Annotated in this window: 20 protein-coding genes; 7 read left to right on the plus strand and 13 right to left on the minus strand. The window is 69.7% G+C overall.

Translation table 11 applies throughout. From position 1 onward, the window contains the following. Nucleotides 1-23: 23 nt before the first annotated feature. The gene (locus AB0C01_RS20370) at nucleotides 24-995 is read left to right on the plus strand and encodes a LacI family DNA-binding transcriptional regulator (RefSeq protein ID WP_357247151.1); all 972 of its coding nucleotides are present in this window, start codon (nucleotides 24-26) and stop codon (nucleotides 993-995) included. A gap of 184 nt (nucleotides 996-1,179) precedes the next feature. Here the strand turns inward: AB0C01_RS20370 and AB0C01_RS20375 are convergent, their stop codons facing one another. From AB0C01_RS20375 to AB0C01_RS20385, 3 genes are all read right to left on the minus strand, one after another. Further along, a complete protein-coding gene (locus AB0C01_RS20375; protein ID WP_357571819.1) occupies nucleotides 1,180-2,133 on the minus strand; it encodes a carbohydrate kinase in 954 nt (317 codons plus the stop codon). Further along, nucleotides 2,130-3,389, minus strand: a complete 1,260-nt coding sequence (locus AB0C01_RS20380; protein ID WP_357571820.1) for an AGE family epimerase/isomerase — start codon at nucleotides 3,387-3,389, stop codon at nucleotides 2,130-2,132. The genes AB0C01_RS20375 and AB0C01_RS20380 overlap by 4 nt, the downstream gene beginning before the upstream one ends. A gap of 232 nt (nucleotides 3,390-3,621) precedes the next feature. Then, entirely contained in the window at nucleotides 3,622-4,263 is a 642-nt protein-coding gene (locus tag AB0C01_RS20385; protein ID WP_357246513.1) for a TetR/AcrR family transcriptional regulator, read from the minus strand. A gap of 76 nt (nucleotides 4,264-4,339) precedes the next feature. On the opposite strand from AB0C01_RS20385, the gene AB0C01_RS20390 reads away from it, so the two are divergent. Next, complete coding sequence (locus AB0C01_RS20390; RefSeq protein ID WP_357571821.1) at nucleotides 4,340-5,182, plus strand: arylamine N-acetyltransferase; 843 nt, start codon at nucleotides 4,340-4,342, stop codon at nucleotides 5,180-5,182. 98 nt (nucleotides 5,183-5,280) lie between these two features. Here the strand turns inward: AB0C01_RS20390 and AB0C01_RS20395 are convergent, their stop codons facing one another. From AB0C01_RS20395 to AB0C01_RS20415, 5 genes are all read right to left on the minus strand, one after another. Next, a complete protein-coding gene (locus AB0C01_RS20395; RefSeq protein ID WP_357246523.1) occupies nucleotides 5,281-5,706 on the minus strand; it encodes a nucleoside deaminase in 426 nt (141 codons plus the stop codon). Continuing rightward, nucleotides 5,703-6,554 (minus strand): LLM class flavin-dependent oxidoreductase, encoded by an 852-nt coding sequence (locus tag AB0C01_RS20400; protein WP_357571822.1) that lies wholly within the window; start codon nucleotides 6,552-6,554, stop codon nucleotides 5,703-5,705. The genes AB0C01_RS20395 and AB0C01_RS20400 overlap by 4 nt, the downstream gene beginning before the upstream one ends. A gap of 184 nt (nucleotides 6,555-6,738) precedes the next feature. Continuing rightward, nucleotides 6,739-7,548 carry a DNA-formamidopyrimidine glycosylase family protein gene (locus tag AB0C01_RS20405; protein WP_357571823.1) on the minus strand — a complete coding sequence of 270 codons (810 nt, stop codon included), beginning with the start codon at nucleotides 7,546-7,548 and terminating at the stop codon, nucleotides 6,739-6,741. Between the two features lie 285 nt (nucleotides 7,549-7,833). Continuing rightward, nucleotides 7,834-8,034: a DUF397 domain-containing protein gene (locus AB0C01_RS20410; RefSeq protein ID WP_357571824.1), complete on the minus strand. Its 201-nt coding sequence runs from the start codon at nucleotides 8,032-8,034 to the stop codon at nucleotides 7,834-7,836. Then, a complete protein-coding gene (locus AB0C01_RS20415; RefSeq protein WP_357571825.1) occupies nucleotides 8,027-8,914 on the minus strand; it encodes a helix-turn-helix transcriptional regulator in 888 nt (295 codons plus the stop codon). Before AB0C01_RS20415 ends, AB0C01_RS20410 begins: the two co-directional genes overlap by 8 nt. 225 nt (nucleotides 8,915-9,139) lie before the next feature. Between AB0C01_RS20415 and AB0C01_RS20420 the strand changes: the two genes are divergently transcribed. The 5 genes from AB0C01_RS20420 to rocD all read left to right on the plus strand — a co-directional run bounded on the left by AB0C01_RS20420 (nucleotide 9,140) and on the right by rocD (nucleotide 12,919). After that, entirely contained in the window at nucleotides 9,140-9,310 is a 171-nt protein-coding gene (locus tag AB0C01_RS20420; RefSeq protein ID WP_357246539.1) for a hypothetical protein, read from the plus strand. Beyond that, a complete protein-coding gene (locus AB0C01_RS20425; protein WP_357246542.1) occupies nucleotides 9,307-9,567 on the plus strand; it encodes a hypothetical protein in 261 nt (86 codons plus the stop codon). The genes AB0C01_RS20420 and AB0C01_RS20425 overlap by 4 nt, the downstream gene beginning before the upstream one ends. Nucleotides 9,568-9,634: 67 nt before the next feature. Continuing rightward, nucleotides 9,635-10,519: a thrombospondin gene (locus AB0C01_RS20430; RefSeq protein ID WP_357571826.1), complete on the plus strand. Its 885-nt coding sequence runs from the start codon at nucleotides 9,635-9,637 to the stop codon at nucleotides 10,517-10,519. A 370-nt stretch (nucleotides 10,520-10,889) separates the two neighbouring features. Then, nucleotides 10,890-11,705 (plus strand): dimethylargininase, encoded by an 816-nt coding sequence (gene ddaH, locus AB0C01_RS20435; protein ID WP_357247154.1) that lies wholly within the window; start codon nucleotides 10,890-10,892, stop codon nucleotides 11,703-11,705. Next, the gene (gene rocD / locus AB0C01_RS20440; RefSeq protein WP_357571891.1) at nucleotides 11,705-12,919 is read left to right on the plus strand and encodes an ornithine--oxo-acid transaminase; all 1,215 of its coding nucleotides are present in this window, start codon (nucleotides 11,705-11,707) and stop codon (nucleotides 12,917-12,919) included. The genes ddaH and rocD overlap by 1 nt, the downstream gene beginning before the upstream one ends. A 52-nt stretch (nucleotides 12,920-12,971) precedes the next feature. Here the strand turns inward: rocD and AB0C01_RS20445 are convergent, their stop codons facing one another. The 5 genes from AB0C01_RS20445 to AB0C01_RS20465 form a co-directional block, all read right to left on the minus strand. After that, a complete protein-coding gene (locus AB0C01_RS20445; protein ID WP_357246548.1) occupies nucleotides 12,972-14,126 on the minus strand; it encodes an FHA domain-containing protein in 1,155 nt (384 codons plus the stop codon). Continuing rightward, nucleotides 14,123-14,416 carry a 4a-hydroxytetrahydrobiopterin dehydratase gene (locus tag AB0C01_RS20450; protein ID WP_357246551.1) on the minus strand — a complete coding sequence of 98 codons (294 nt, stop codon included), beginning with the start codon at nucleotides 14,414-14,416 and terminating at the stop codon, nucleotides 14,123-14,125. The genes AB0C01_RS20445 and AB0C01_RS20450 overlap by 4 nt, the downstream gene beginning before the upstream one ends. A gap of 126 nt (nucleotides 14,417-14,542) precedes the next feature. After that, nucleotides 14,543-14,776: a hypothetical protein gene (locus AB0C01_RS20455; RefSeq protein ID WP_357246553.1), complete on the minus strand. Its 234-nt coding sequence runs from the start codon at nucleotides 14,774-14,776 to the stop codon at nucleotides 14,543-14,545. Between the two features lie 212 nt (nucleotides 14,777-14,988). Next, the gene (locus AB0C01_RS20460) at nucleotides 14,989-23,628 is read right to left on the minus strand and encodes a DNRLRE domain-containing protein (protein ID WP_357571827.1); all 8,640 of its coding nucleotides are present in this window, start codon (nucleotides 23,626-23,628) and stop codon (nucleotides 14,989-14,991) included. A gap of 338 nt (nucleotides 23,629-23,966) precedes the next feature. Continuing rightward, nucleotides 23,967-25,016 carry an acyl-CoA desaturase gene (locus AB0C01_RS20465; protein WP_357571828.1) on the minus strand — a complete coding sequence of 350 codons (1,050 nt, stop codon included), beginning with the start codon at nucleotides 25,014-25,016 and terminating at the stop codon, nucleotides 23,967-23,969. Nucleotides 25,017-25,031 lie beyond the last annotated feature (15 nt).

Genomic DNA, 25,031 nt, shown 5'->3' on the forward strand with positions numbered 1-25,031 from the left:
CGACGACGCGTCGGCGCCCGACGATGGTCGACGTGGCCCGGCACGCCGGGGTCAGCCTGAAGACGGTCTCGCGGGTGGTCAACGACGAGCCGGTGGGTCAGGAGCTGGTCAGCCGGGTGCTGGCCGCCATCGCCGAGCTGGGCTTCCGGCGCAACGACATCGCCCGCAACCTGCGCTCCCGGCAGCTCAACGCCACGGTCGGGTTGCTCATCGAGGAGATCGCCAACCCGTTCTACGCGACAATCGCCAGCGTTGCCGCCGAGATCGCCGCCGCGCACGGCACGATGCTGATCACCGCCTCGTCGGAGGAGGACCCGGAGCGGGAACGCGCCCTGCTCCAGGACTTCACCCAGCGCCGGGTCGACGGGCTGCTGGTGGTGCCGGCGGGCCTCGACCACTCGTTCCTGCGGCGCGAGGTCGAGTTGGGGATGCCTGTGGTGTTCCTGGACCGGCCGCCGCAGGGGCTGCACGCCGATGCCGTGCTGTTGGACAACCGGGGCGGCAGCCACGCCGCCGTCGCCGCGTTGCTGGATCAGGGGCACCGCCGGGTGGGCCTGCTGCTCGGTGCGCCGAGCGTGCCCACGATGCGCGAACGGTTGACCGGGGCGCGGGCGGCCCTGGCCGCGGCCGGGGTCGCACCGGACGAGTCGCTGGTCTCCGAGAGGCTCATCGCGCCCGAGGAGGCCGGGCGGGCGGTCGCCGCGCTGCTGGACCTGGCGGACCCGCCGACGGCCTTCTTCTGCGCCAACAACCGGCTCACCGTCGGCGCGCTCCAGGAGCTGCACCGCCGGGGCAGCGACGCCGCGCTTGTCGGCTTCGACGACTTCGAGCTGTCCCACCTGATGCCCCGGCCCCTGACCGTCGTCGCCTACGACACCCGGGAGCTGGCCCGGGTCGCCACCGAGCGGCTGTTCCAGCGGATCGCCGGAAACGACGAGTCCGCGCCGTCCACCACGGTCCTCCCCACCCAACTCCTCCGCCGCGGCCTCCCCTAACCCAACCCCCGCTCGCCCCGCCCACCCCCACCCCCACCCCCACCCCCACCCGGTCGATCATGGAGTTGTGGTGGGCGTTTGACTGCACTTCGCGGCGTTTGTGAGGCACCATAAGTCCATGATCGACCCGGCGAGCCTGGGCCCCGGCGCGGTGGGGGGCGGGGTGGGGGCGAGGGCCGGGGTTTTACGGGGTCGGGTTGAGGAGGGCGTCGACGTCGGCGCGGTGGGGTGGGTCGGCGCCCTGGCGGGCGCAGGTCAACGCGGCCACCGTCGCGGCCTGCCGCAGCACGACGTCCCACTGCTGCTCGGTCACCCCGGCGAGCCGGTCGGCCGGCCGGTCGCCGAGCGCGTCGAGGTCGGCCAGCGCGGCCAGCAGACCGCCGGTGAACGAGTCACCGGCGCCGACGGTGTCGACGACCGTGGTGCGTACCGCCGGTTGCTCGTGCAGCGATCCGTTCGGGGCGAGCAACCAGACACCCTCACCACCCCGGGTGACCAGCGCGCAGGACACCCCGGCGTCGCGCCACTCGGCCAGTACGTCACCCACCGACCGGTCCGGGTAGAGCCACGCCAGGTCCTCGTCGCTGGCCTTCACCACGTGCGCGAGGGGCACCTGGCGTCGTACCCTGGCCTGCTCGGCCGCCCGGTCGGTGACGATGCTCGGCCGCAGGTTGAGGTCGATCGAGACGGTGAGCCCGTCGCGGCGGCGTTCGCGGGCGAGCAGGTCCTCCAGTACCTGCGCACCGGGTGCCAGCGCGAGCGCGAGGGATCCGGTGTGCAGCGCGGTCGCCCCTGACCCGGTGAGGTCGGGCAACTCGTCCGGCGTCCACTGCCAGTCCGCCGTGCCGGCCAGCCGGAACTCGTAGCTGGCCTGCCCGCTGGTGTCCAGCGTGGCCTTCGCCACCGAGGTGGGCTCCGGGGCGCGGACCGCCCAGTCCAGCTCCACCCGGTTGGCGCTCAGGTGTGCGGCGAGCTGCCGACCGTACTCGTCGGCCCCGAGCCGGGCCAGCAGCCGTACCGGCTGGTCGAGCCGGGCCAGGGTGACCGCCACGTTCGCCGGGGAGCCTCCCGGCACGGCGCGCTCCCCCTCGGCCGTGACCACCAGGTCGATCAGCGCCTCACCCGCGACCACGATCATGCGGTCACCTCGCCCGGCGCGAGCGGGCCGGGGCCACCGAGCCCGGTGGCCGAGCGGGACAGCAGCACCGCCTGGTACGCGTGGTAGACGTCCGGCCGACCGTGCCAGACCGTGTCGGCGGGCAGGTTCTGCGGGTCCAACTCGTGCCGCCAGCCGGTGCCGTCGATCAGGTAGCGGCGCGCGTACGCCCAGAAGACCCGGTACCAGTCGGCGTAGACGTCGTCGCCGGTGCGGCGGTACAGGGTCACCGCCGCTCCGACGGCCTCGGCGAGCACCCAGTGCATCCGGGAGCGCACCACCGGCCGGTCGTCCCAGTCGATCGTGTAGACGAAGCCGTCGGCACCGTCGACCGCCCAGCCGCGGCGTACGGCGGCGGCGAACAGGTGTTGGGCGTCGGTGAGCAGCCAGCGTGGCGGCTGCGGCAGGACCGCTTCCAACTCCAGCAGCAGCCGGGCCCACTCCAGCCAGTGGCCCATGGTCGAGCCGTACGGCCGGAACTGGTCGGCGGGCTGGTCCCGGTTGTAGTCGAGCAGCGGCGTCCAGTCGGCGGTGAAGTGCTCGGGCAGCCGCCAGTCGTGCCGGGCGGCCTCGGTGTGCGGCAGGTGGTAGGCGATCCGCAGGGCCCGGTCGGTCCAGCTCGGGTCGCCGGTGGCGGCGGCAGCGGCGAGGAACGCCTCCACCATGTGCATGCTGCTGTTCGCGCCGCGGTAGTCCTCGGTCACCGTCCAGTCCCGGTTCCACGACTCGCGGACCGCGCCCACCTCGTCGTCCCAGAACCGGTCCCGCACCACGGTCAGGACGTCGGCGAGCAACTCCTCCGCGCCGGGCCGTCCGGCGCGCGCGGCGCTGGATGCGGCGAGCAGCACGAACGCGTGGTCGTAGCCGGCCTTGTGGTCGTCGACGGGCGCTCCCTGCTGGTCCACGGCGCTGAACCAACCGCCGAACCGGTCGTCGCGCAGCAGGGTGCTGAGCGCGGCGATTCCGTGGTCGACAAGGGCGGCGGCGTCGGGGTCGCCGCCCAGGTGGGCGAGCGCGGCCACGTGGGTCATCCGGCAGGTGATCCAGGTGTAGACGGGTTCACCACGGTCCGGGGTGCGGTCGTCGGTCAACCACCAGAAGCCGCCCTCGGCCCGGACCGCGCGGCGGGCCGTGTCGAGCAGCGTGCGGGTCTGGTCGGCGAGGAAGTCGTCCAGGTCGGGCAGGTCGGGTGCTCCTGCGGGGTTCGTGGTGGCGTCGGATCGGGGCACGTCGGTCATCTCAGCTGGTCACCGTCGGGTAGGAAAGGGACATACGGCCAGGATCGGCGTACGGACCGGGTCCGCGCCGCAAAACCGTCAACGGTACGGCGTGACGCCGCAGACGCAAGGGAGGATCATGAGTGCGATTCATCCCTTATGACCGTTGACATCGTTGTCACTTCTCAACCCTGCTCCGGCAGCCGGCCGACTGTCAATTCCGGCCATCCGCGTTGCCTGGCGTCAGCGTTCCTCACGCGCCACCGAGGTCGGTCAGACCGATCTCGGCGGGAGGAAGCTCGTGGATGCCCGGGCCGGCACGCAGGCCCTCGAGCATGAGGACCAGGAAGCGGTCCACGCTGCGTTGGGTGAGTTCGGCGCGCAGCCCGGGTAACGGCCGCAGCAGCAGTGCCATCATCAGGGTCAGGTCGCTGGCGCCCACGTCGCGGCGCAGATCGCCGTCGGCCTGTGCGCGGCGGACGAGCCGGTCGAGGATCTTCAGCAGGGCTTGCCGCAGCCGCTGCTCCTCGGGCTCGGTGTGCAACTGCTCCCAGGTGCTGGTGAACCAGATCGACAGCCAGGTGGCCAACCGCAGCTCGGCCGCCGCCCGGCGGACGAAGCGCGCCAGCGCCCGCCACGCGTCCGGCTCCTCGTCCTCGGCGTCGCGAGCGATGGCGACCACACGGTCGAAGCCGTCCAGCGCCACTCCGCGCACCAGGGCCTCACGGTCGGGAAACCGGCGGTAGAGGGTGGCGGCCCCGACACCGGCGCGGCGGGCCACCTCCTCCATCGGCACGTCGACGCCCCGTTCGGCGATGAGCGCCCGAGCGGCCTCGATGATCTGCTCGCGGTTGTGCCTGGCGTCGGCCCGGAGCCTGCTGCCCTCGTTCGTCACTCCACCAGTATACGGATGAAGTTCTGTCACTTACACTTGCCAGGTGGAGGAACATCTATCACTTAGGAGTCCGCCGATGAGCACCGAACTGGCTCAGATGCTGCACCGAATCGGGCACCACGGGCGCGTGGCAGCCGACGTGGAGACGCTGTTCGCCCTGCATCAGGCCTGGCGGCACACCGTGCCGTACGAGAACCTCGACATCCAGCTCGGCCGGCTGATCGCCCTCGACGCGGAGGCGATCTTCGACAAGCTCGTGCGGCGTCGACGCGGCGGCTACTGCTACGAGCAGAACGCCGGCCTGGCCACGCTGCTGCGGCTGACCGGCTTCCAGGTGACCATGGTGGAGGCCGCCGTTCTGCGCGCGACGCGCGGCGAGGCGATGTGGGGCAACCACAACGCGCTCCTGGTCGACCTGGACGGTCGGCGCTGGCTGGCCGACGCCGGCATCGGCGACGGATTCGTCCAGCCGTTGCCGATGCGGGAGGGTCCGCACGCGCAGGGGCGCCTGACCTACCGGCTCGAACAACTCGACCCGGACACCTGGCGATTCCACCACCACCCCGGCGGCACCATCGCCTCCTACGATTTCCGCCTGCGACCACGGGACATCGCCGACTTCGCCGCCCGCTCCCGGGACATGTCCACGTCCCCCACCTCGGCGTACGTCACCACGCTCATGGCCGCCCGGCCGATCGCCGGCGAGACCCTGATCCTGCTGTCCCGGACCCTGCGCCGGCTGGGCGCCGACACCAGCAGCCCGCGCACGATCACCGACGTCGACGACTTCGCCCGGACGCTGTCCACGCACTTTCTCGTACCACTCGACGACCTCGGCCCGGACGGCGTCGCGCGCCTCTGGCAGCAGACCGGCACCCAGGACGACCTGTGGCGCGCACGCGTCCGCAACACGTCCTGAGCGGGAGCGGGGGCCTGGTCAGGACGTGGACGACACATGGTCCCCGCGCTCCCGGCCGAAGCCCGACTGAGCCGCGACGGCAGCCCTTACCGGTCGGGTCAGTAGTAGTTGTCGATCGGCTGACGCGCCTCGTCGAACAGCGCCGGCCCCTCGTAGCGGACCGCGGGCAACGGCGGGGTGGCCGGCTTGACCTCTTCGAACTGCTCGCTGGACAGGGCGTACACCACCCGCCCGAGCCCGGAGCGGTCGATCGCGGTCGCGCACATCGGGCAGGGCTGGCAACTGGTGAACATGGTGGTGCCGGCCGCCACGTCGGGCGCGAGTTCCCGGGCGGCCCAGCGGGCCAGCTTGAGTTCCGGATGGGCGCTGATGTCCGAGTCGGACACCACCGTGTTGTGGTCCTCGATCAGCACCGTGCCGTCCGCACCGACGAGCAACGACCCGAACGGCCGTTCGCCGGCAGCCCCCGCCTGGCTGGCGATCTCCACGGCGCGGCGGAGAAACGTCTCGTCGTCGGGTGTCATCGAACCTCCTGGGTCGTGGCGTACGCGGCCACGGCCGCGAGGGTCCGCCAGGCGCGTTCGGGTTGGCGGATCTCGGCCGGGTCACCGTTGAACGGGTCGAGCACCACCGCCTCCGCGCCGAGCAGCCGGATCTGGTCGAGGTCGGCGACGATCTGCTCGATGGTGCCGACACCGGCGAGCCGGTCCGGGGCAGTGACCGGTTCGCGGGTTTCCTGGAGCGCGATGCGCGGCACCAGCGCCGGCTCGGGGAGGCCCAGTTCCTTGGCGATGGTGCCGAGCCGCCCGGCCGCGTCCGCGAGTTCGCCGGGCGTGAGTCGCAGCGGATGCCACGCGTCACCGAGCCGAACGGCGCGACGCATGCCGGCGTCGCTGTTGCCGCCGACCCAGATCGGGACCGCCGGGCTGTCGTAGTCGCCGGTGTCCTGCCAGGCGTCGCGCATAGCGCGCAGATGGTCGTCGGTCAACGCGCCGCGTCGTTGGAACGGGACGCCGAGCGCCTCGAACTCCTGCCGGGCCCAGCCGACGCCGACCCCGAGGACGAGCCGGCCGCCGCTGAGCCGGTTGAGGTTCGCCGCCATCCGGGCGGTGAGCAGCGGGTGCCGGTACGGGACGATGAGCACCGTGGTGCCCAGCCGGAGCCGGCGGGTCACCCCGGCCAGCCAGGACAACGTGGTGAACGGCTCGTAGAACGGCGCCGGGTACTGCTGGGCCACGTCCGGAGTCACCGCGATGTGGTCGGAGACCATCAGCAGGTCGAACCCGAGGCCCTCGATTGTCTGCGCCCACCGTCGCAGCACGTCGGGGTCGGTGCCCGGGCCGAAGTTCGGGACGTTCACGCCGATCTGCACGGGCCTACGCTAGCCACTGTGGACGAGCCTGGGAACGCCCAGTCCCTTGATCGACTACTCCGCCCATGATCGCGCTCGATTCAGGATGTAGTGGTCTGCCCAACCCAGGAGGCCACTCTTTCCTTGTTCCAGCACGATCAAGGGCGGCTCGGGCGGCTCGGGCGGCCTGGGCGACGCGACCGGCTCAGCCGGCTTGGCAGGTGCGGCACCAGTAGAGGTTGCGCCCGGCCAGCTCACCACGGCTGACCTCGGTGCCGCAGACGTGACAGGGCGCGCCGGGGCGGCGGTAGACGTACACCTCGCCGCCGTGCCGGTCCACCCGGGCCGCCCGGCCCATCGCCTCCGGCAGGTGTACGTCGCGCACGGTGTCGATCCGGCCATGCTCGACCGCGAGCCGCATCAGCCCGACCAGGTCGGCCCAGAGCGCGTCCCAGCCGGCGCGGGTCAGCCGGCGGCCGGGCATCGTCGGCGGCAGTCCGGCCCGGAACAGCGCCTCGGTCACGAAGATCAACCCGGTGCCGGCCACCACCGACTGGTCCAGCAACAGCGCCGCGAGGGGCGTCGGGCTGCGCGAGATCCTCCGGTACGCCCGCTCCGGGTCGGCGTCGGCTCGTAGCGGATCCGGCCCGAGGCGGTCCCTTAGTGCGGCCACCTCGGGTGGGCTGATCAGCTCGCAGGCGGTGGGTCCGCGCAGGTCCAGCCAGTGTCGATCGCTGGCCAGCCGCAACCGCACCTGGCCGATCGGCTCGGGCGGCTCCCCCGATCCGTCGGTGAACTTCCCATAAAGCCCAAGGTGTACGTGCAGAGTCAGCTCGCCGGCGTAGTGGTGCAGCAGGTGCTTGCCGTACGCCTCGGTGCCCTCCAGCACGGTGCCGGAGAGCCGGGCCGCGCCGTCGGCGAAGCGGCCCTGCGGGCTGGCGGCGTGCACCTTGTCCCCGGCGAACAGCTCGGCGTGGCGGGCCGCCAGGCGGTGGATCGTATGTCCCTCTGGCACAGGTGCCAAGGATAGCCAGCCCGCACCGAGACGCCGATCGGCCCAGGTCACCGCCGCGCTGATCGCCGCCGGCCGGCCGCCGCCGCGCCCCTCGCCTCGGGCGTCGCCGCGCCCCTCGCCTCGGGCGCCGCCGCGCTGATCGCCTCGGGCGTCGCCGCGCCGCCTCCGGGCGTCGCCGCGCTGATCGACTCGGCTTTTAGGAAGTCGGGGTGTTCTGGTGAGCGGGACACCCCGACGTTCAGGAGGGCGAGTCGATCAAGCGGGAGGGCGCCCTGGACGGTGTAGTCAGCTCCGGCGCTGCCCCTTGACGTCGCCCACGAACGCGGCCCAGGCGGCAGGAGCGAAGGCGAGCGCCGGACCGGTCGGGTCCTTGCTGTCGCGTACGCCCACGACGCCGGGCAGGTCGTCGGCCACCTCGACGCAGTTGCCGCCGCTCCCGCCGCTGCGGGTGCTCTTGCGCCAGGTCGCACCGGCAAGGTCAGTCATGATGCTCCTCGATGATCGAAGTGATCATTTTTTCTGATTCTGCCTCACCCGAGGCGAGGGCCTCCAGATCCGACCAGACATGTTCGTAGGCGACCACCTCGGCTGGTTTGTCCAGATAGAGCGCCCCGGTGATGTTCTCCACGTAGACAGTGGTCGGCTCGGTGGACGCCCTCCCGAACGCCTGCGGGAAGTCCAGCAGGACGAAGGTGCCCGTCTCGCTGGCCAGCGGCGGACCGGCCGCGAGCGGCAGGACCCGCAGACTCACCGTCGGCAGTGCGGCCACATCGAGCAGGTGTCGCAACTGCTGAGCCATCGCCCGGCGGTCGGGGATCGTGCGCCGCAGAACGGCCTCACTCAGGACGACCCGCAGGGTGGGCGCGGTGGGCAGCCGACGCACGAGGATGCCCTGCCGTTGCAGCCGGACCTCCACCAGCTTCTCCCGATCCTCCTCGCGCAGGGTCGGATTCTTCCGGCGGAACAGCTCGCCGGCGTACTCCCGGGTTTGCAGGAGTCCGGGAATTAGCTCGGCGTCATATTGGCGCAGTGCCGAGGCGGAGGATTCCAGGCCGACGTACAGCGAGAACCACGACGGCACGACATCGCCGTACGAATGCCACCAACCCCGGGCGCGAGTCTCCTTCGCCAGCCCGGCGACAATCTCGCCCATCGCGTCGGGCACCCGATAGAGAGCACACATCGCTCGGGCGTCCACGACGCGCACCGGGACCAGCCCCTTCTCGACGCGCCACACCTTCTGCCGTGAGCAGTCCAGTGCTTCGGCTGCGGCGTCCAGCGAGACCGAGGCATCCTCGCGGAGCTGCGTGAGCAGCCGTCCGAGCTGCCGCCGAGGGACCGTGGACCCGCTTGTTTCATCCGTCATGCAACATCACCGCGTCCCTCCTGCAACACCGAATGTTTCGCCTCGCACGCAATTCTCTTCCATTCCTCGTGCGTCAATATGACGTGACGTTAGGGCGGCTGTGCGGATTGCACAAGGGGGCCAGCATGGAACAAGATGTCACGCGTTGGCGCCTCCCAGAAAGCAGAATCGGGAATAGCGTCAGCACAAGGCCACCGGGACGCTATTGCTCGGAAGGACACCGCCATGCGCGTGTCGTACAACGAATATCTCTTGGTCACCGCGCTGACCCTCGCCCGTCGACACCGGCCCGTGTGGAGCTGGGTGCGCTGGCGCACCGTGTGCCGCTGCGGCGACGAACTGCCCTGCCGGGCCCGCCACCGCATCCCGATCAGCCGTGGCCACTGGCCGACGTGACCGAGTGGAAACCCGGCGACCTGCTGCTGATCGGCGCGGCGTGCTCGGTGCAGTTCGCCGGCGAGCGGGCGCTGCGCCTACGACTGGTCAGTGTCGACAAGCGCCCGACGTACCACGGATGGGTCTGGCTGACGGGCTACGTACTGAATGGCAAGGGCCTGGCCGTCGACCGGCGGGAGGTCTTCGTGCGGCAGGCCGGGGTGCGGCGTGGCGACCCCGTACCCGAAATTGGTGTCAAGAAACGCCCAGGTGGGTAATTCAGGACGGAAGCGCGTGGGTGCCACCCCGTCCGTCGGCCACCACGCATTTATCAGGAGGTGTGTAGTGGTCAGGATTCCTTCGCTGTCCCGCCGGTCCGAGCCGGCACCGACGCGGGACGAGAACCTCGACGGCCGCGTGGACGGCCGCGACGCCCCGGTCGCCGACCGGGACAGCACGGCGGCCACCGACGCGGGCCGATTTGACGACGTCGCCGGACGGCCGGTGGTCACCGACCGGGACGCCGACCAGACGACGTACCGCAGCGCCGCAGCGCCCAGCGGCCAGCTCGGCGAGGCCGAGCGGCGGGCCGCCGAGCGGGCTGCGGTGGCCCGAGCCGCCATCTCCCGCCCGGTCGAGAGCGAGCCACGGACCGGCACCGCCCGCCCGGCGGAGACCACGTCCCCGGCCGCCCGCCCGGCGGAGACCGAGTCCCGGACCGGCATTGCGGTGGAGACCGAGTCCCGGGCCGGCACCGCCCCGACCTTGGCGCGCACCGCCGAGCGGGACGCCGACCTCGACCCCACCACCCGCCGGCCCGAGCCGACGGACGGGCTCACCACCGACCGCCCGGCCGACCCGACCCCGGGCGCGACCACGCCGGAGCCGCCGGTGACCCGTGGCCCGAAGCCGCGGGCCAGCCTGCTCGCCACTCTCGGCCTGATCGTCTCCGTCGTCGGTGCGATGTTCGTGCTGACCGGCACCCTGGCCGGGTACGGCATCGGGGTCGGCGCGTTCGGCGCGGTGCTCGCGGTGCTCGGCCTGATGGCCACCCACCGCCGGCACGTCGCCGGCAAGACCGACGCGCTGTTCGGCGTGCTGATCGGCCTGGCCGCGGTGGTGATCGGGGTGCTCGCGATGACCGGGCAGTTCGACTGGCCGACCGCCGACGGGGACTGGGTGCAACGCTTCCGGGAGTGGCTTGACTCACAGTTTGTGGATCGTTTCTAGCGGGCACTGTTCCGCTCGCCGGTGATGCACCGGCGAACAGCCGGCGGTTCGCCGGCAGCCCGAACTCATCCGGTGGTTCACCGGCCGGGCAACACCCTTTCAGGGGCGGCGGTTCGCCGCCCCTGAAGTGTTTTCCGGGCCAGGCCCGTGGCGGCTTCCGTGCCCGGTGGCCCGAAACACGAATCCTGGCCCACCCAGCCCGGAACGCAACGATTCGCAGCCGAGCCCCCCTGAGACGCAATGAATGTTCGGTCTGCGCAACTCTCGGTGGTGGATCCTGCCGCTGGGGCCGCATAGCGTTGAGTCACGGCGCCAGCCCGTGGGCCACGGTGGCCGGGCGCGCCCGACCCCTTGGAGCAGGACAATGACGATGGACGCCACCAGCCAGCGCCTGTTGATGTGCCGGCCGACGTACTTCGCCGTCGATTACGCGATCAACCCCTGGATGGACCCGAGCGCGCCGGTCGACACCGCGCTGGCCGTCCGGCAGTGGGAGCAGCTCCGCCAGACGTACCTTGATCTGGGCCACACCGTCGAGGAGATCACTCCGGTGCCCGGCCTGCCCGACATGGTCTTCGCCGCCAACGGCGGCACGGTCATCGACGGCAAGGCGATGGCCGTGCAGTTCCGCGACCCGCAGCGCGCCGACGAGGCACCGGCCTACCGGGCCTGGTTCGAGGACGCGGGCTTCGAGATGTACGACCCGAAGCACGTCAACGAGGGCGAGGGCGACGTCCTGCTGGCCGGCGACCACCTGCTGGCCGGCACCGGCTTCCGCACGGCGCACGCCTCGCACGCCCAGTTGCAGGAGGTCTTCGGCTACCCGGTGATCACCATGCAACTGGTCGACCCCCGCTTCTACCACCTGGACACCGCGCTGACCGTGCTCGACGAGCGGACCGTGGCGTACCTGCCGGAGGCGTTCTCCCCCGGCAGCCAGGCGGTGCTGCGCCGGCTCTTCCCCGACGCGGTGCACGCCACCCTGGCCGACGCCGAGGTGCTGGGGTTGAACGCGGTCAGCGACGGACAGCACGTGGTGCTGCCCGCGCAGGCCACCGACCTGGCCGCCAAGCTGCGCGACCGGGGCTACGAAACCATCGGTATCGACCTGTCCGAGCTGCGTAAGGCCGGCGGCGGACCGAAGTGCTGCACACTGCGACTCCGCCAGGGAAAGGCAATCAAGTGATCGTGGATGACATCCTGCGGACGCCGGGAGCGGTCCGGGACGCCGAGCGTTGGACGGCGCACAACTACCACCCGCTGCCGGTGGTGATCTCGTCCGCCGAGGGCGCGTGGCTCACCGACGTGGACGGCAAGCGCTACCTGGACTGCCTGGCCGGCTACTCCGCGCTGAACTTCGGCCACCGGCACCCGCAGCTCATCGCCGCCGCGCACGCGCAACTGGACCGGCTGACGCTGACCAGCCGCGCGTTCATCCACGACCAGTTCGCCGACTTCTGTCGGGAGCTGGCCGAGCTGTGCGGCAAGGACCTGGTGCTGCCGATGAACACCGGCGCGGAGGCCGTGGAGACCGGGATCAAGGTGGCCCGCAAGTGGGGCTACCAGGTCAAGGGTGTGCCCGCCGGCCAGGCCAACATCGTGGTCGCCGAGGGCAACTTCCACGGCCGGACCACCACCATCGTGAGCTTCTCCACCGACGAGGACGCCCGCGCCGACTTCGGGCCGTACACCCCGGGGTTCACGGTCGTGCCGTACGGCGACCTGGACGCGCTGACCGCCGCGATCGACGAGAACACCGTGGCCGTGCTGCTGGAGCCGATCCAGGGCGAGCAGGGCGTGGTGGTGCCGCCGGAGGGTTACCTGCCGGGCGTACGTCAGGTCTGCACCGACCGCGACGTGCTGTTCATCGCCGACGAGATCCAGTCCGGTCTGGGGCGTACCGGCGAGACTTTTGCCTGTGACCACGAGGGCGTCGTGCCCGACATGTACCTGCTCGGCAAGGCGCTCGGCGGCGGTATCGTGCCGGTCTCCGCGGTGGCCGCGAACGCCGACGTGCTCGGCGTGCTCAAGCCCGGCCAGCACGGCTCCACCTTCGGCGGCAACCCGCTCGCCTGCGCGGTCGCCATCGAGGTCGTCCGGCTGCTGGCCACCGGCGAGTTCCAGCGCCGCTCGGCCGAGCTGGGTGAACGGCTGCGAACCGGCCTGGAAGGGTTGGTCGGCAAGGGTCTGGTCGGGGTACGCGTCCGCGGCCTGTGGGCCGGTCTGGACATCGACCCGGCGCTGATGAGCGGGCGGGAGGCGTGCGAGCGGCTCGCCGAGCGTGGCGTGCTCGCCAAGGACACCCACGGCTCCACCATCCGGCTCGCCCCGCCCCTGGTCATCACCGAGGAGGAGATCGACCTGGCGGTAACCAAGCTGGCCGAGGTGCTGGCCGGCTGAAGCACACGTGCTGGAAGGCGGGCGTCGGGAGTCCCGACGCCCGCCTTCCGCGTCAGGGGCGGGGTAGGCGCATCGCCATTGTTGGGGCCTCGGCCATCACCGAGGTGGGGGTGAACGGGGCGCCGGTCGGCAACTCCTCGGCACGGCCGATCTGCACCCCCGGGTACAGCTCCACCATGTCGTTCTCACCGAGCACCCGGGACTGCTGCGGGGCCAGGGGAACCCGGTCCGACTCGGTCATCGAGCCGGCCGGACGGATGCCGGAACCGTTGGTGCTGATGTCGGTCACGATGACCTCGCCGACCCGCAGCTCGAACTGGACGTGACCACGGCTGATCCACCGCCGGGCCTCGTCGTTGAGCCACTGACCGAGCATGATCCCGCCGTCCTGCTCGGGAGCCCGGCCGGCCACGATCGGCCGCTCCTCGGTGAGCACGAACCGCCGCCGGACCAGACCACCGACGCGCACCGCGAGCACCTCGCTACGCGGACGCGGGCCACTGTCACCGAGGCGTACCCCGTGTCGGGGGCAGGTCGGCACGCCGTTGCGCAGCGCGGGCGGCGGCTGCGCGGCCGGGCCGCGATCGGCGCCCCCGGCCAGGTCGGCGAACGCGCCACCCCCACCACCGCCGCCGAACAACGCGCAACCCGACTCTGGGCAGCGCCACTGCCGGGCCAGCAGCTTCACGCCGGTCGGCGAGGGCTTGCCGGCGACCGGCGCGTGCCCACCGCCGACGTGCGCGATGAACACCGGCCCGCCGGCGCCCGGCACCGGGGCGACCACCCGACCGGGCTGCTCGACCAGCCACGGGAACCGCCCGCGCAGCCCGTCGAAGCGGACCCGGCTGAGCACCGGCAACCCGAGCAGGTCGGCCACCTCCAACATCCGGTCGCCCGGATTGTCGAGCACCTCGACGAGCCCGTCGTCGGCCCAGCGCCGCACGACCATCCGCTCGTTGGACGTCAGGTCGGCGTCGGAGAGCAACGCCCGGTGTACGACCGCGTAGACCTGGACGCTGTCCTCCTCCAACTCCCGGGAGAGCGCGTCGATGACCATGCCCAGGCGCAGCAGGCTCGCCGGCCGGCCACCGTCGATGTCCTGGTAGCGGATCACCTCGGCCAGGTCGACGACAGCCCGGGCCAGCGACGGGTCCGTGCAGACCCGACCCTCGATGGCATCCAGAACCTTGCTGATCTCGAATCTCATGCCGCACTCCGGACGATGTCGTCGATCCGCCGGGCCAGCTCGACGTCCCGGTGGGTAACCCCACCGGCCGAGTGCGTGACACAGCGGAAGGTCAGGGTCCGCCATCGGATGTCGATGTCGGGATGGTGGTCAAGCTCCTCAGCCACCGCCGCCACCCGGTCCACCACCGCGATGGCGGCCGGGAAACTGCCGAGCTGGGCCGTACGACCGATGCCGGTCGGGTCACCCGACCAGTCGGGCAACCGGCCCAGCTCTTCTCGCACCGCGTCCGCGGTGAGCAGGTCTGCCATGAGCAGACCCTACCGGTGGCGCGGCCGACGAGCCGGACGCGCCACCGGTCAAGGCCTCGACGCCGTGCCGTCGTTCGCTCGTCGCCGACGACACCGCGATCGCGACCGCACCGACACGCCCTCAGCTCACGGACCGACCTCCAGGTAGGACCTGGTTTTCTGCGGATCAAGAGACTCCGGAATGAAGCGCGCCGTCTTTCCGGTCGCCCGAGAGATGACCACCATGAACTTCTCCACGTCGTCCAGATCGGCCTTCGTGGTCACCGCGAGTGGGTCGCCCTGGAAGTCGACAAGTGACGTCGAGTAGAACTGGGTCGTCCACAGCTGGCGACCGACTCGGACATGCAACGTGCTGGTCACGTTGTCTCCTTCGGAGAAGAGCACGGGCGTTATCGACACTGGCTCCTTGTCGCCCTCGCCCTCCGTTGCCAGCGACATTTCGTAACCCGCCTGCTCGAGCGCGTCGAGGGTCGATTGCCAATCCCTAAGAGAGGCATCGAGGACACATATCTCCAGCAGTCCACCTTCTTGCAGAGATATCCGACGGAGAAGCTCAGCGTGGTTGCCGGGGCTCACGGCTGGCCCCTTCGATAGTCCGTGTGATCGAGGAATCCGACGAAGTCGCCGTTCGCCTTCCATCTCGCGCCGATGTCCGGAAGGAGTTGGTCGATCACACCCCCATGTTCGGGGTGGTTCCACCTCTGAGTTGCCGTCTTGGAATTCGTGAGGAGGTCTTCGATCAGATGATTCGACATCCCGACCCGATCCTTGCCGGAACGCAGCGGGATGAGTGACGTGTTCGGTCGGCCCATGTGCTTCTGGTACGCCCGCGAGGCAGCGGAATCTCCTGCCTTTCCGTTCAGTGGGTCGGTGGCGCTCTTGTGCATGGCACCCGCATCGGGGGTGCAGTTGTGCACGAGCACCGAGGTCGTGCCGGCCAGCACATAGTACGTGTGGATGTCGTCGACGGTCAGGTTGTAGACCGTCGCGTGCTCCGTCCAGCGGCGCGTACTCACCACTGACAGCTCGCGGCCGTCCGAGCTGACCACCTGGTCGCCGGCAATCAGCTGCCCGGCCTCGATCCACCGCTGCTCGTCCTCCACCCAGAACGGGTGACCGGCGGTCGCGGTGATGTCGGCGGTCTCGCCGTCGGCCGCACCGTCCACGGCGACGGCGACGTCTACCAGGTCCCGCTCACCCTCACCACGGATCAGCCTGGTCACGGGCTTGGCCTCGGTCTCGCCCGTCTCGGGAGAGCTGGCCAGCACCTGATCACCGAGTTCGACGGCCTCGATGGGCTTGGTGCTGCCGTCGGCCATCAGCACCAGGGTGCCCGGCACGAAACTGTTGGACAGGCAGTTCCCGCCGGTCTTTGAACCGAGCTTCAGGCCGCCGCCACCGGCCCCACCCTTGGCACCCGTGGCTGCGGCCCCCTTCGCCGCGCCGCCCCCGCCGCCACCGGCGGCGATGCTGAACGCGTCGAACAACAGGTGCCCGGCTGCCTTACCCGGATGACCGGACTTGACGTCGTTGGTCAGCCCGTCGGACCAGTCCTTCACGGCCTGACCCGGGTTGCTCAACGTCTTCTTCAGCGACTCGCCGCGCTCCTTGTTCCGGCCCTTGGCCGCGTCGCTGGTCTCCTTGTCGACCGCGGGGCTGTCGGCGACAGCGGTGTCGTACGCGGCCTGCGCGATGTTCTGCCCGGCCTCCTTCACGTCGGAGCCGATCGCCGAAGCCGCGTCCTTCACGAAGTCACCGACCTCGTCGGCGGCGTCGGAGAGCCAGTTGTGGCCGTCCAGCTCCACGTTGCTGATCGGGTTGCCGCCGGCGAACGCGTACCGGTTGCCGGTGTACGGGTCGACGGCCAGGCCCAGGTCGTCCAGCGCCCCGTTGTACGAGTCCCGGGAGAGGAACTGGTTGATCCCCGGGTCGTAGTCCCGGAAGCCCATGTCGTAGTCGCCGGTCGACTGGTCGAAGCGCTTGGACTGGAACCGGTACGCGTTGTACGGCGCCTTGTCCGGGTTCTCGGGGTTACCGGCGTCGGGCTTGTCCACACCGGTGAACTGACCGGCGTCGTTCTTGCCGTAGGCGCTGTAGCCGTAGGTGGCCCGGCCGTCGCCCTTGTCGTCGGTGATCTGCCCGATGTCGGAGGACCCGTCGTAACCGACGTACGAGTCCTCCTGGGTGTCGTCGGTGTTGGTCTTCACCTGCGACAGCAGGTCACCGCCCGGACCGCGCTGGTAGGACTTGACGACCTTGGTGCCCTCCAGCTCGGCGGAGATGTCACCGGTCAGCCCGAGATACGCGTACGTGGTGGTCTTGCCGCCGTAGGTGCGGGTCGCCTGCCGGTCCAGCGGGTCGTACGTGTAGTTGGTGGTCTTGTTGCCCGGGTTCTTGACGTTGGTGACGACGTGGTCGAAGCCGTCGTAGGTGTAGCTCTCCAGAGTGATTCCGAGCGAGGTCACCGTCTTGAGCCGGCCGTACGGGTCGTACGCGTAGCTCGCCTCGACACCGTCGATCTTGGCGGACTTCAGGCGGTTCTTGTCGTACTCGTAGTCGGTGGTGACACCGCCGACGGTCTGCTTGACGACGTTGCTGTTGGCGTCGTGCACGTAGCTCTCGGTGCCGGCGCCGCTGCCGGTCTTCGTGACCGTACGGATCCGGTCCTGCGGGTCGTAGGCGAAGGTGCTCGTCGTGTCGACGTACGCGCTGCGGTTGTCCGCGTTCTGCTTGTGCGAGACGTCCTTCGACTTCTGCCCGTTGGCCTCGTACTCGTAGGTGTGCTGGTTGACCACCGCGCCGCCGGACTTCTTCTCCACCTGGCTCTGCACCGAGCCGTTGAGGAAGTAGTCGGTGGTGACGACGTTGCCGTTGCCCTTGGTCTCGGTCGCCGTCTGCCCGCGCTTGTTGTAGGTGTAGCGCGTGTACTTCGGCTTCGGGTCCGTCGGCGACGTCGAGTTCTTGATCTCGCTGGCGAGGTCCCGCTCGGTCTCGTAGGTGTACTCGGAGATCTGCGTGTCGTGGGTGCGCTTCTTGAGCAGATCGTTGGGCTCGTACGAGAACGTGGTGGTGTTCTTGACCGCCGTGCTCTTCTTCTCCTCCACGCTGGCGACGCGGTTGAGCATGTCGTACGACACGGCGTAGGTGTCGATGGCCGCCCCGGTGCTGGTGTCCAGCATCTTGGCGAGGTTGCTGTTCACGTCGTACTCGTAGGCGAAGTTCTTGCTCGGCGTGCCCGAACCGGCGCCGTTGTCGGACTGGCTCTTCTTCTTGCCGTCCGGGTAGTAGGTCCAGTCCATCTGGCGCGGGGTGCCGCTGGCGCCGGCGACCGTCCGGGAGGTCTGCGCGCCGTTGTTGTCGTAGTCGTACGTGGTGGTGATGTTCCAGCCGACGTCCTTCGAGGTGCGGATCCAGCCGTTGTCGAAGAACGTCTGCACGGTGTCGTTGCGGGCCGACTGGTCGTTCGACGGCGGTGCGGAGATCAACTCCAGGTTGCCGACCGTGTCGTACTGGTACTTCGTGACCGACGGCGTGGTGAACTGCGAGTCGTCCCGGTCGTACGGTTGCTGGACCTCACGGACCCGGTTCACGGCGTCGTAGAGCGTGACGGTCGTGAAGTCGTCCGGATCGTTCGTGGTCTCGACCCCGCGTGGGCTGATCTGCCGGCTGAGGTTGCCGACCCCGTCGTACTCGTACTTGGTGGTCCGGTAGGTGATCGTGCCGCCGGACGACTGGTACGGCACCTTCTGCTCGATCAGGGCCGAACGCTCGTCGTAGTTCATCAGCGACCGGTTGCCGTCCTGGTCGATCGCGACGGTCGGGTTGCCGTCCCGGTCGTACTCGACGCCGGTGCTGTTGCCCTTCGGGTCGATCGTCGTCTTGACCCGACGGTTCAGGTCGTAGGTGAACTGTGCCGTCCAGTCGTTGGGGTCCGACGTCGCGTTCTTCCGCTGGTCGATCTGCTGCCGGACGTTGCCGGCCAGGTCGTAGTCGATGCTGAGTCGGCCGTTGAGCGCGTCGGTGACCTCCTTGGGCCGGTTCAGCTCGTCGTAGACGTACACCGTGGCGTAGTCCAGCGTGTCGGCCGGGGTCAGCATGCCCTTCGGCTCGGTCACCTTGATGACGTTGCCCACCTGGTCGTAGTCGTACTTGGTGGTCGACGCCTCGGAGTTGGAGGTGTCCTTCGGTGTGGTGACCGTGCTCGGCCGGTCCAGCGCGTCGTAGACCGCGGTGGTCACCGCCCCGGTCGGTGACGTCTGCTGGGTGGCGTTGTCGTTCTTGTCGTACACCGGAGCGGGGGTGGTGATGTACACGCCGTTCGCGGCGTCCTTCGGGACCTTCTGCGTCAGGGGACGACCGAAGCCGTCGTACGTGTAGGTCGTGGTGCGCTCTTTCGGGTCGGTGACGGTGAGCACGCTGCCGATCGACGAGTACGTGTACTTCGTGACCTCGGTCAACGGGTTGGTGATCTTGCGCGGGTAACCGACCGGGTCGTAGTCGGCGTAGTCGGTGCTGTGCTTGTTGGCGTCCGTCGCCTTGGTCATCCGCCCGAACGGGTCGTACGCGTAGCTGGAGGTGTAGTCACCCTCGAGGCTCGTGGCGGTGCCCTTGGGGTCGGTCACCGAGGTGAGGTTGCCGACGGTGTCGTACCCGAACTTCCAGTGCCGGCCCTCCGGCGAGTACTTGTCGGTCAGCTCGGCGGTGTGCCCGGCCAACCCGTACCGGTAGTCCATCCGCAGGCCGGGGGTGTTGTTCCGGTTCGCCTCGGGATCCTTGACCTCCAGCGGGTAGCCGGTCACCTGGTCGAACCGCCAGGTGCTGATCGCCCCGCCGGCCTCCTCCAACCGGCTGACGTTGTTGTCCGCGTCCCAGCCCAGCAGGGTGGCCTGGTTCAGGGCGTTGGTGATGCGCGTGGCCCGACCGAAACCGTCGATCAAGCTCTCGGTGGCCCGGCCCTTGGGGTCGGTCACCGTGGTGAGCACCCCGTCGCTGGCGTCGCCGTCCGGGTCCTGGTAATCCACCAGGGTGTTCTTGAGCAACCGGTCGGTGACCATGTTCACCTTGCCCTGGAGGAACTGGTCACCTGCCTCGTTGTAGGCGATCTTCGACACGGCCGTCCGCGGGTCCACCACCCGGGTCAGGCGGGCGTTCTGCGGCCCCTGCGACTCGTCGTAGACGAAGCCGAAGGGCTTGGCGTCGGCAGTGCCGGACCCGTCGGTGACCTCCCGGAGCAGTCCACCGTCGCTGTAGACGAAGGACATCACCCGCCCACTCACGTCGGTGATCGACTTGAGCTGGTTGATGATCCGCCGGTCCTGCAGGTTCGTCAGGCTCTGCTTCGTGCCGTTGACGAACGCGGTGTAGCTGTCGCCCGCGGCGTAGTAGTCCAGGGACAACGTCCGCCGGTTCTCCGGATCGGTCAGGTAGCGCAGCATCGCGGTGTTGCGGTAGTCGACCTGCATCCGCTCGTAGGTGAACAGGAGCTGGTTGCCGTTACGGTCCCGCACGGCACTCTGGTAGCCCTGCTCGTCGAAGACGAACTGGCTGCGGTCCGGCCGCGTCATCGTCCACGCCTGGCTGGTGTCGCCGCTACCGGTGCGTTGCAGGTACAGGTGCACCCCGGCGGGCTGCACGTAGCGCCAGTCCGCGGTGTTCGCGCTGTTGTGCTTGTCCAGGTTGAACAGGTGGGTGGTGCCGTCACCGTCGGTCATCGCGACCTGCTGCGGCCACGTGCTGTCCCCGCCCCGGAACTGCAACGGCGACCCGAGCCGGACCGCGCTCGTGGTGGACAACGACCAGCCCAACCCCATCGACGAGGTGGACGTGTCCTGGCTGTTGTAGGTCAGCCGGACGAATGTCGACACGCCCCGGCTCGGGTTGGCCAACGGGTTGTAGCCGAACACGGCGTTACCCGAGAACTGGTTGACCATCAGCGACGAGCCGGAGCCCGCGCTGCCGCCGGCGTACTGGTAGAACTTCTCCAGCCCGAGCTGGTCGGAGGTGGGGTCCTCGACGGCCACCGCCTGGTCGAGGGGTTGGATCTGGGTGCCCTCCGACAACCACTGCCCGGAGTTCTTGTTCCGCAGGTCCCACTTCAGGACGTAGTCCTCCCGGCGATCGCCGTCACCACCGCCGGCGGGGGCCTTCACGGTGGCGTTGATGGTGACCACACCGCCGGGTGCCTGCGCCGACGGCAGAGGCGTCTCGATCGGGTTGCCCGCGTTGGTGGCGGGGGTGCCGTCCGGACGCGTCCAGTGGTACGACAGCACCCAGTCCGACGGCGACCACACCGACGACGACGTGGTGTTGGTGACGGTGACCGGCACCAGGTACTGGTCACCCGGGATCATCCGGCTCGGCGTGTTCGGCGCGTGGTAGGTGCTGGCGTTGTTCGGCACGGTGTAGATGACCCGCAGCCGGGGCCGCAGCGACGGTTCGGCCGCCTCGGCGGAGAGGAACAGCACCCGCTGCTCCACACCGGCCTCGTTGGCAAGCCGGATCTGGACACCCTTGTTGTTGCTCGCGCTGTCCACCCAGCGCTGCACCAGCGGGCCGGCCTCCCAGTTGACCCAGCCCGGGTCGCCGTTGAGCGAGCTGACCGTGGACTGCACGGTCGACTCCACGTCGCCGCCCGCCGTGTTCCAGGCGATCCCGGACTGGGCGCTCTTCCACGTCGAGGTCGTCTCGCTGAAGTTCTGGGTCAACCCGCGGAGCTGGAACTGCTGCTGGCCGGCGCCGTCGCCCTCGGTGTACCAGCCCCACAGGCCGACCTGCGCGTTGACGATCTTCGCCTGAGCGGGCAGTCCGGTGACGTTGGGGAACTTCAGCACCACTCGGCTGTTGCCGTAGATCGAGCCCTTGTTGCCGACCTGAAGCTCACCGCCGGCATCCAACTTGTCCCAGTTGTTGTCCGGTTTGGCGCTTGTCAACGTGTTGTCGTCCGCGCCGGTGAAGAACCTGATCACCTGGCCGGCCTTGGGCAGCCGCACCATCTGGGTCTGCGCCGGGATGACCGTGCCGTCGCGCAACCGCACGGCGACCATGTAGAAGTAGGCCTCGCCGAACTGGGTCGACGAGTTCGCCGGGGTGGGCGTCGCGTGGGTGTCCGAGTACGTGGTGCGGCCCGGTCGAATCGGGGCGACCAGGGTGGACGCGTTCGGCATGAAGTTCTGTGTCTTGCTGGAGTGCACCTGGTACTCGACCAGGTCGTCATCCGGCGACGACGAGGGGTCGGTGTAGGACGACCAGGACAGGTCGGCGCCGGTGGCCCGGACGGTGGTCACCGGATTCAGCGCGACCCCGGGCTTGCCCCAGGTCAGCACCAGCTTCGGGCCGTGGTCGTCCTCACCACCGTAGGAGAAGTCGCCGGACTCGTACCGTGGGCCGCCGTTCTTGTTGGTCTCGTCCTTGCCCTTGAGCATGAAGCCGTAGTTCGTCGCGGGATTGTCCAGCCAGCCCTGCACGATCGAGCGGACGCTGTAGCTGTGCCAGGCGTTGGTCTGGTTCAGTGGCTTGGTCACCTCGGCCCGCTTGACCAGCCGCACCGCGTCGGCCACGACCTTCTTGTTGGCCACGTCGCCGAGCACCACCTTGTGCGTGGTGCCCGCCTTGAAACCGTAGGTGCCGATCGACACCCAGTTCTGACTGCCGGAGCCGGTGGTCTGGTTGACCGTCTTGACCACCGAACCGCCGTCGTGGAACACGGTGTAGGGCGCGTTCGTGGCCCGGTCCGAGCCCGGCACGTAGTGCACGTACACCTCGTACTGGCCGTCCTCGGTCAGGCGCGGCACCCAGGTGAACGTCTGACCGGTGGACGCGTCGGCGTTGTACCGGTACGCGCCGTTGTTCGCCAGGCTGCGGTCGGTGGCCGTGGCACCCACCCACTCACCGCTCGCGGACACCTTTGCGGTCTCCGCCTCGTCGACCTGCTCCCGGTTCTCCCCGACTTCGGCGAACTTGGCGCTCATGCTGCTCCACGTCGCGGTGGTCTCGTTCCACGCCGCGGTCACCCGACGCGCCTCGAACGCGATCGCGCTGTCGTCGGCGCCACCGTGGGTCTGGTCGAAATACATCTGCAGCTGCGCCGAGTCCAGCACGGTGTTGGCCGGCACCTTGGACAGGTCGAACTTGGTGAGCGAGCGGAACGTGCCCCCGGTGGAGGCGCCGGCGGACAGCTTCCAGGTGCTGTCGAAGTTCTCCGTCGGACCGCCGGAGGCGAGCATCACGTCCTGGGCCTGGTTCAACGTGGGTTGGACCTTGATCGTCGGATCGATCACCACCGGGTACTTACGGGCGGGGTCGCGCAGCCAGGCGTCGTCCGCGCTGACCGTCACCACCGTGCGACCGTCCTGCTGGCTGACCCGCTGGCTGACCTGGTAGCTCATCGCCTTGCCGACCACCGACGCCTGGTCGTCGGCACTGTCGTACATGTACGGCCGAGGCATCGTGAAAAGCGCCGGACCCTGCCAGTCGGTGGCGAAGAACGACAGCGAGCCGTCGGCCTCCGGCACCGCGCGGACCGAGTCCACGTCCAGCGTGAACGTGTACGTGGCCGGCCCGCTCGGCGCGGCGGCCAGCACGATCTGCTCCTTGATCGCCGACGGGGTCACCTCGTAGACCAGGTCGGCGCCGCCGAGCGCGCCCGGGTAGGTGACCCGGGAACCCTTGGCGGTCGGGCGCAGGGCCTGCGGGCCGCCGGCGAGCCCGAGGGTCAACCCGTAATCCCCCATCGAGTACGACAGCACGCGGTCACTGCGGTCGCCGAACCTGCCGGCGAACGTGTTGCGGGTGGCGGCGAAGGGGTAGCCAGAGCTGTCCCCGGCGGACACGGTCGACTGGATGTCCTGCCAGCGGCCCTTGCCGTCGCGGTAGTGGACCGGCTCGCGGCTGGCCTCCGCCTGCATCCGTCCGTCGGCCAGCAGGTAGACCTTGGTGCTCGCGGTGCGGCGGTCGACCAGCTCCCGGACCCGGCGTGCCGGCGGTATCGCCTCGGCGGGTGTCGGCTGGGCCACCGAGGGCAGGACCTTCGCCGGACCCGGTGGGGTGTCCGGCACGTCCCGGCCCTGCGGCGTCGGCGGGCGCAAGACCGTGCCCGCCCGGGGTGCCGACTCGGCGCCACCTGCCGGCCGCGCGTACGCGGGGCTGCCCGAGACCACCAGCACGACGCCGACCAGGACCGCAATTAGGCGGCGTCCATTACCGACAATGCTCATTTGTTTTCCTTCACGCGATGCCGACAACGAAGACACAATTGCCCACGGCACTTGACGTGCCGGTCACACTGCCGCGAAGAAGGAATCGGACGCGCAGAAACAGCGCCGGACACCGCGACGAGGCTCAGAGAATGAGTCAGATCAGCGCCCCCCGTGGGTGCCGCAGTGAACCTAGCAAGCCATGATTGACCATGGCAACTATTGACCTGAGGCAATTTTTGCGATCGCTGCTTTTCCCCCGAGACCGGATATGCCGGCCAGAAACACATCGATGGGGCGGCATCATCAGATGCCGCCCCATCGATCAGTACTCACCACCGCCGCAGCGGCGGTGCCGTTCAGCCGCGCAGCGGCCGGCCCACCTCGTGCAGGTGACCGAGCGCCTGCCGGTACGACTCGATCAGCCCGGTCTCGGCGTACGGGATGCCCTGCTCGGCGCAGTAGGCGCGCACGATCGGCTGAGCCCGCCGCAGGTTGGCGCGGGGCATGTTCGGGAAGAGGTGGTGCTCGATCTGGTAGTTGAGCCCGCCCAGCGTGGTGTCCACCAGTCGACTGCCCCGCACGTTGCGGGAGGTCAGCACCTGCTTACGCAGGAAGTCCAGGTCGTCCTCGGCGGTCGGCATCGGCATGCCCTTGTGGTTCGGTGCGAACGCGCAGCCCATGTAGAGGCCCCACAGCGCCTGGTGCACGACGGCGAAGAGCAGCGCCTTGACCGGCGACATGACCGCCAACAGCAGCGCCACGTAGCCGACGGTGTGCGCGACGAGCAGCGCGGCCTCGACCGCCCGGTGCCGCATCGGGACGGCGTACTTGCCGTCCTCCCGGCCGACGATCGCCCGGATGCTCGCCACGTGCAGGCTCAGACCCTCCAGCAGGAGCATCGGGAAGAAGAAGTACGCCTGCCGCTGCGCCATCCAACGGCCGAACCCGCGGGTCTCCAGCGCCTGCTCGTGCGTCCACACCAGGGCGCCCGCGCCGACGTCCGGGTCCTCGTCCTCGTGGTTCGGGTTGGCGTGGTGCCGGTTGTGCTTGTCGACCCACCAGCCGTAGCTGATCCCCACCGCCACGTTGCCGGCGAACATCCCCACCAACTCGCTGGCGCCCCGGCGTCGGAACATCTGCCGGTGACCGGCGTCGTGCCCGAGGAACGCGACCTGGGTGGTGGCCACCGCCATCAGTGCCGCGAGCGGCAGCTGCCACCAGGAGTCGCCGAGCAGGAACACGGCGATCCAGCCGGCCACGAAGGCGCCGAGGGTGAGCGTGATGCGGGCGACGTACCAACCGGGGCGTCGCTCCAGCAGGCCCGCCTGGCTGATCCGCCGGGACAACTGTGCGTAGTCACTGCCTCGCCGTCGTACCGGCGGTTCCGCCACCGCTCCGAGCGCCATTGCTGCTCCCGATCC

The sequence above is a fragment of the Micromonospora sp. NPDC048905 genome, assembly GCF_040649655.1.
Classification (GTDB): domain Bacteria; phylum Actinomycetota; class Actinomycetes; order Mycobacteriales; family Micromonosporaceae; genus Micromonospora.

What these genes read in the sequence shown, in the direction of transcription:
- AB0C01_RS20370 (WP_357247151.1), top strand. Translation starts at nt 24, where the DNA reads ATGGTCGACGTGGCCCGGCACGCCGGGGTCAGCCTGAAGACGGTCTCG.
- AB0C01_RS20375 (WP_357571819.1), bottom strand. Translation starts at nt 2,133, where the DNA reads ATGATCGTGGTCGCGGGTGAGGCGCTGATCGACCTGGTGGTCACGGCC.
- AB0C01_RS20380 (WP_357571820.1), bottom strand. Translation starts at nt 3,389, where the DNA reads ATGACCGACGTGCCCCGATCCGACGCCACCACGAACCCCGCAGGAGCA.
- AB0C01_RS20390 (WP_357571821.1), top strand. Translation starts at nt 4,340, where the DNA reads ATGAGCACCGAACTGGCTCAGATGCTGCACCGAATCGGGCACCACGGG.
- AB0C01_RS20395 (WP_357246523.1), bottom strand. Translation starts at nt 5,706, where the DNA reads ATGACACCCGACGACGAGACGTTTCTCCGCCGCGCCGTGGAGATCGCC.
- AB0C01_RS20410 (WP_357571824.1), bottom strand. Translation starts at nt 8,034, where the DNA reads ATGACTGACCTTGCCGGTGCGACCTGGCGCAAGAGCACCCGCAGCGGC.
- AB0C01_RS20415 (WP_357571825.1), bottom strand. Translation starts at nt 8,914, where the DNA reads ATGACGGATGAAACAAGCGGGTCCACGGTCCCTCGGCGGCAGCTCGGA.
- AB0C01_RS20420 (WP_357246539.1), top strand. Translation starts at nt 9,140, where the DNA reads ATGCGCGTGTCGTACAACGAATATCTCTTGGTCACCGCGCTGACCCTC.
- ddaH (WP_357247154.1), top strand. Translation starts at nt 10,890, where the DNA reads ATGGACGCCACCAGCCAGCGCCTGTTGATGTGCCGGCCGACGTACTTC.
- AB0C01_RS20445 (WP_357246548.1), bottom strand. Translation starts at nt 14,126, where the DNA reads ATGAGATTCGAGATCAGCAAGGTTCTGGATGCCATCGAGGGTCGGGTC.
- AB0C01_RS20450 (WP_357246551.1), bottom strand. Translation starts at nt 14,416, where the DNA reads ATGGCAGACCTGCTCACCGCGGACGCGGTGCGAGAAGAGCTGGGCCGG.
- AB0C01_RS20460 (WP_357571827.1), bottom strand. Translation starts at nt 23,628, where the DNA reads ATGAGCATTGTCGGTAATGGACGCCGCCTAATTGCGGTCCTGGTCGGC.
- AB0C01_RS20465 (WP_357571828.1), bottom strand. Translation starts at nt 25,016, where the DNA reads ATGGCGCTCGGAGCGGTGGCGGAACCGCCGGTACGACGGCGAGGCAGT.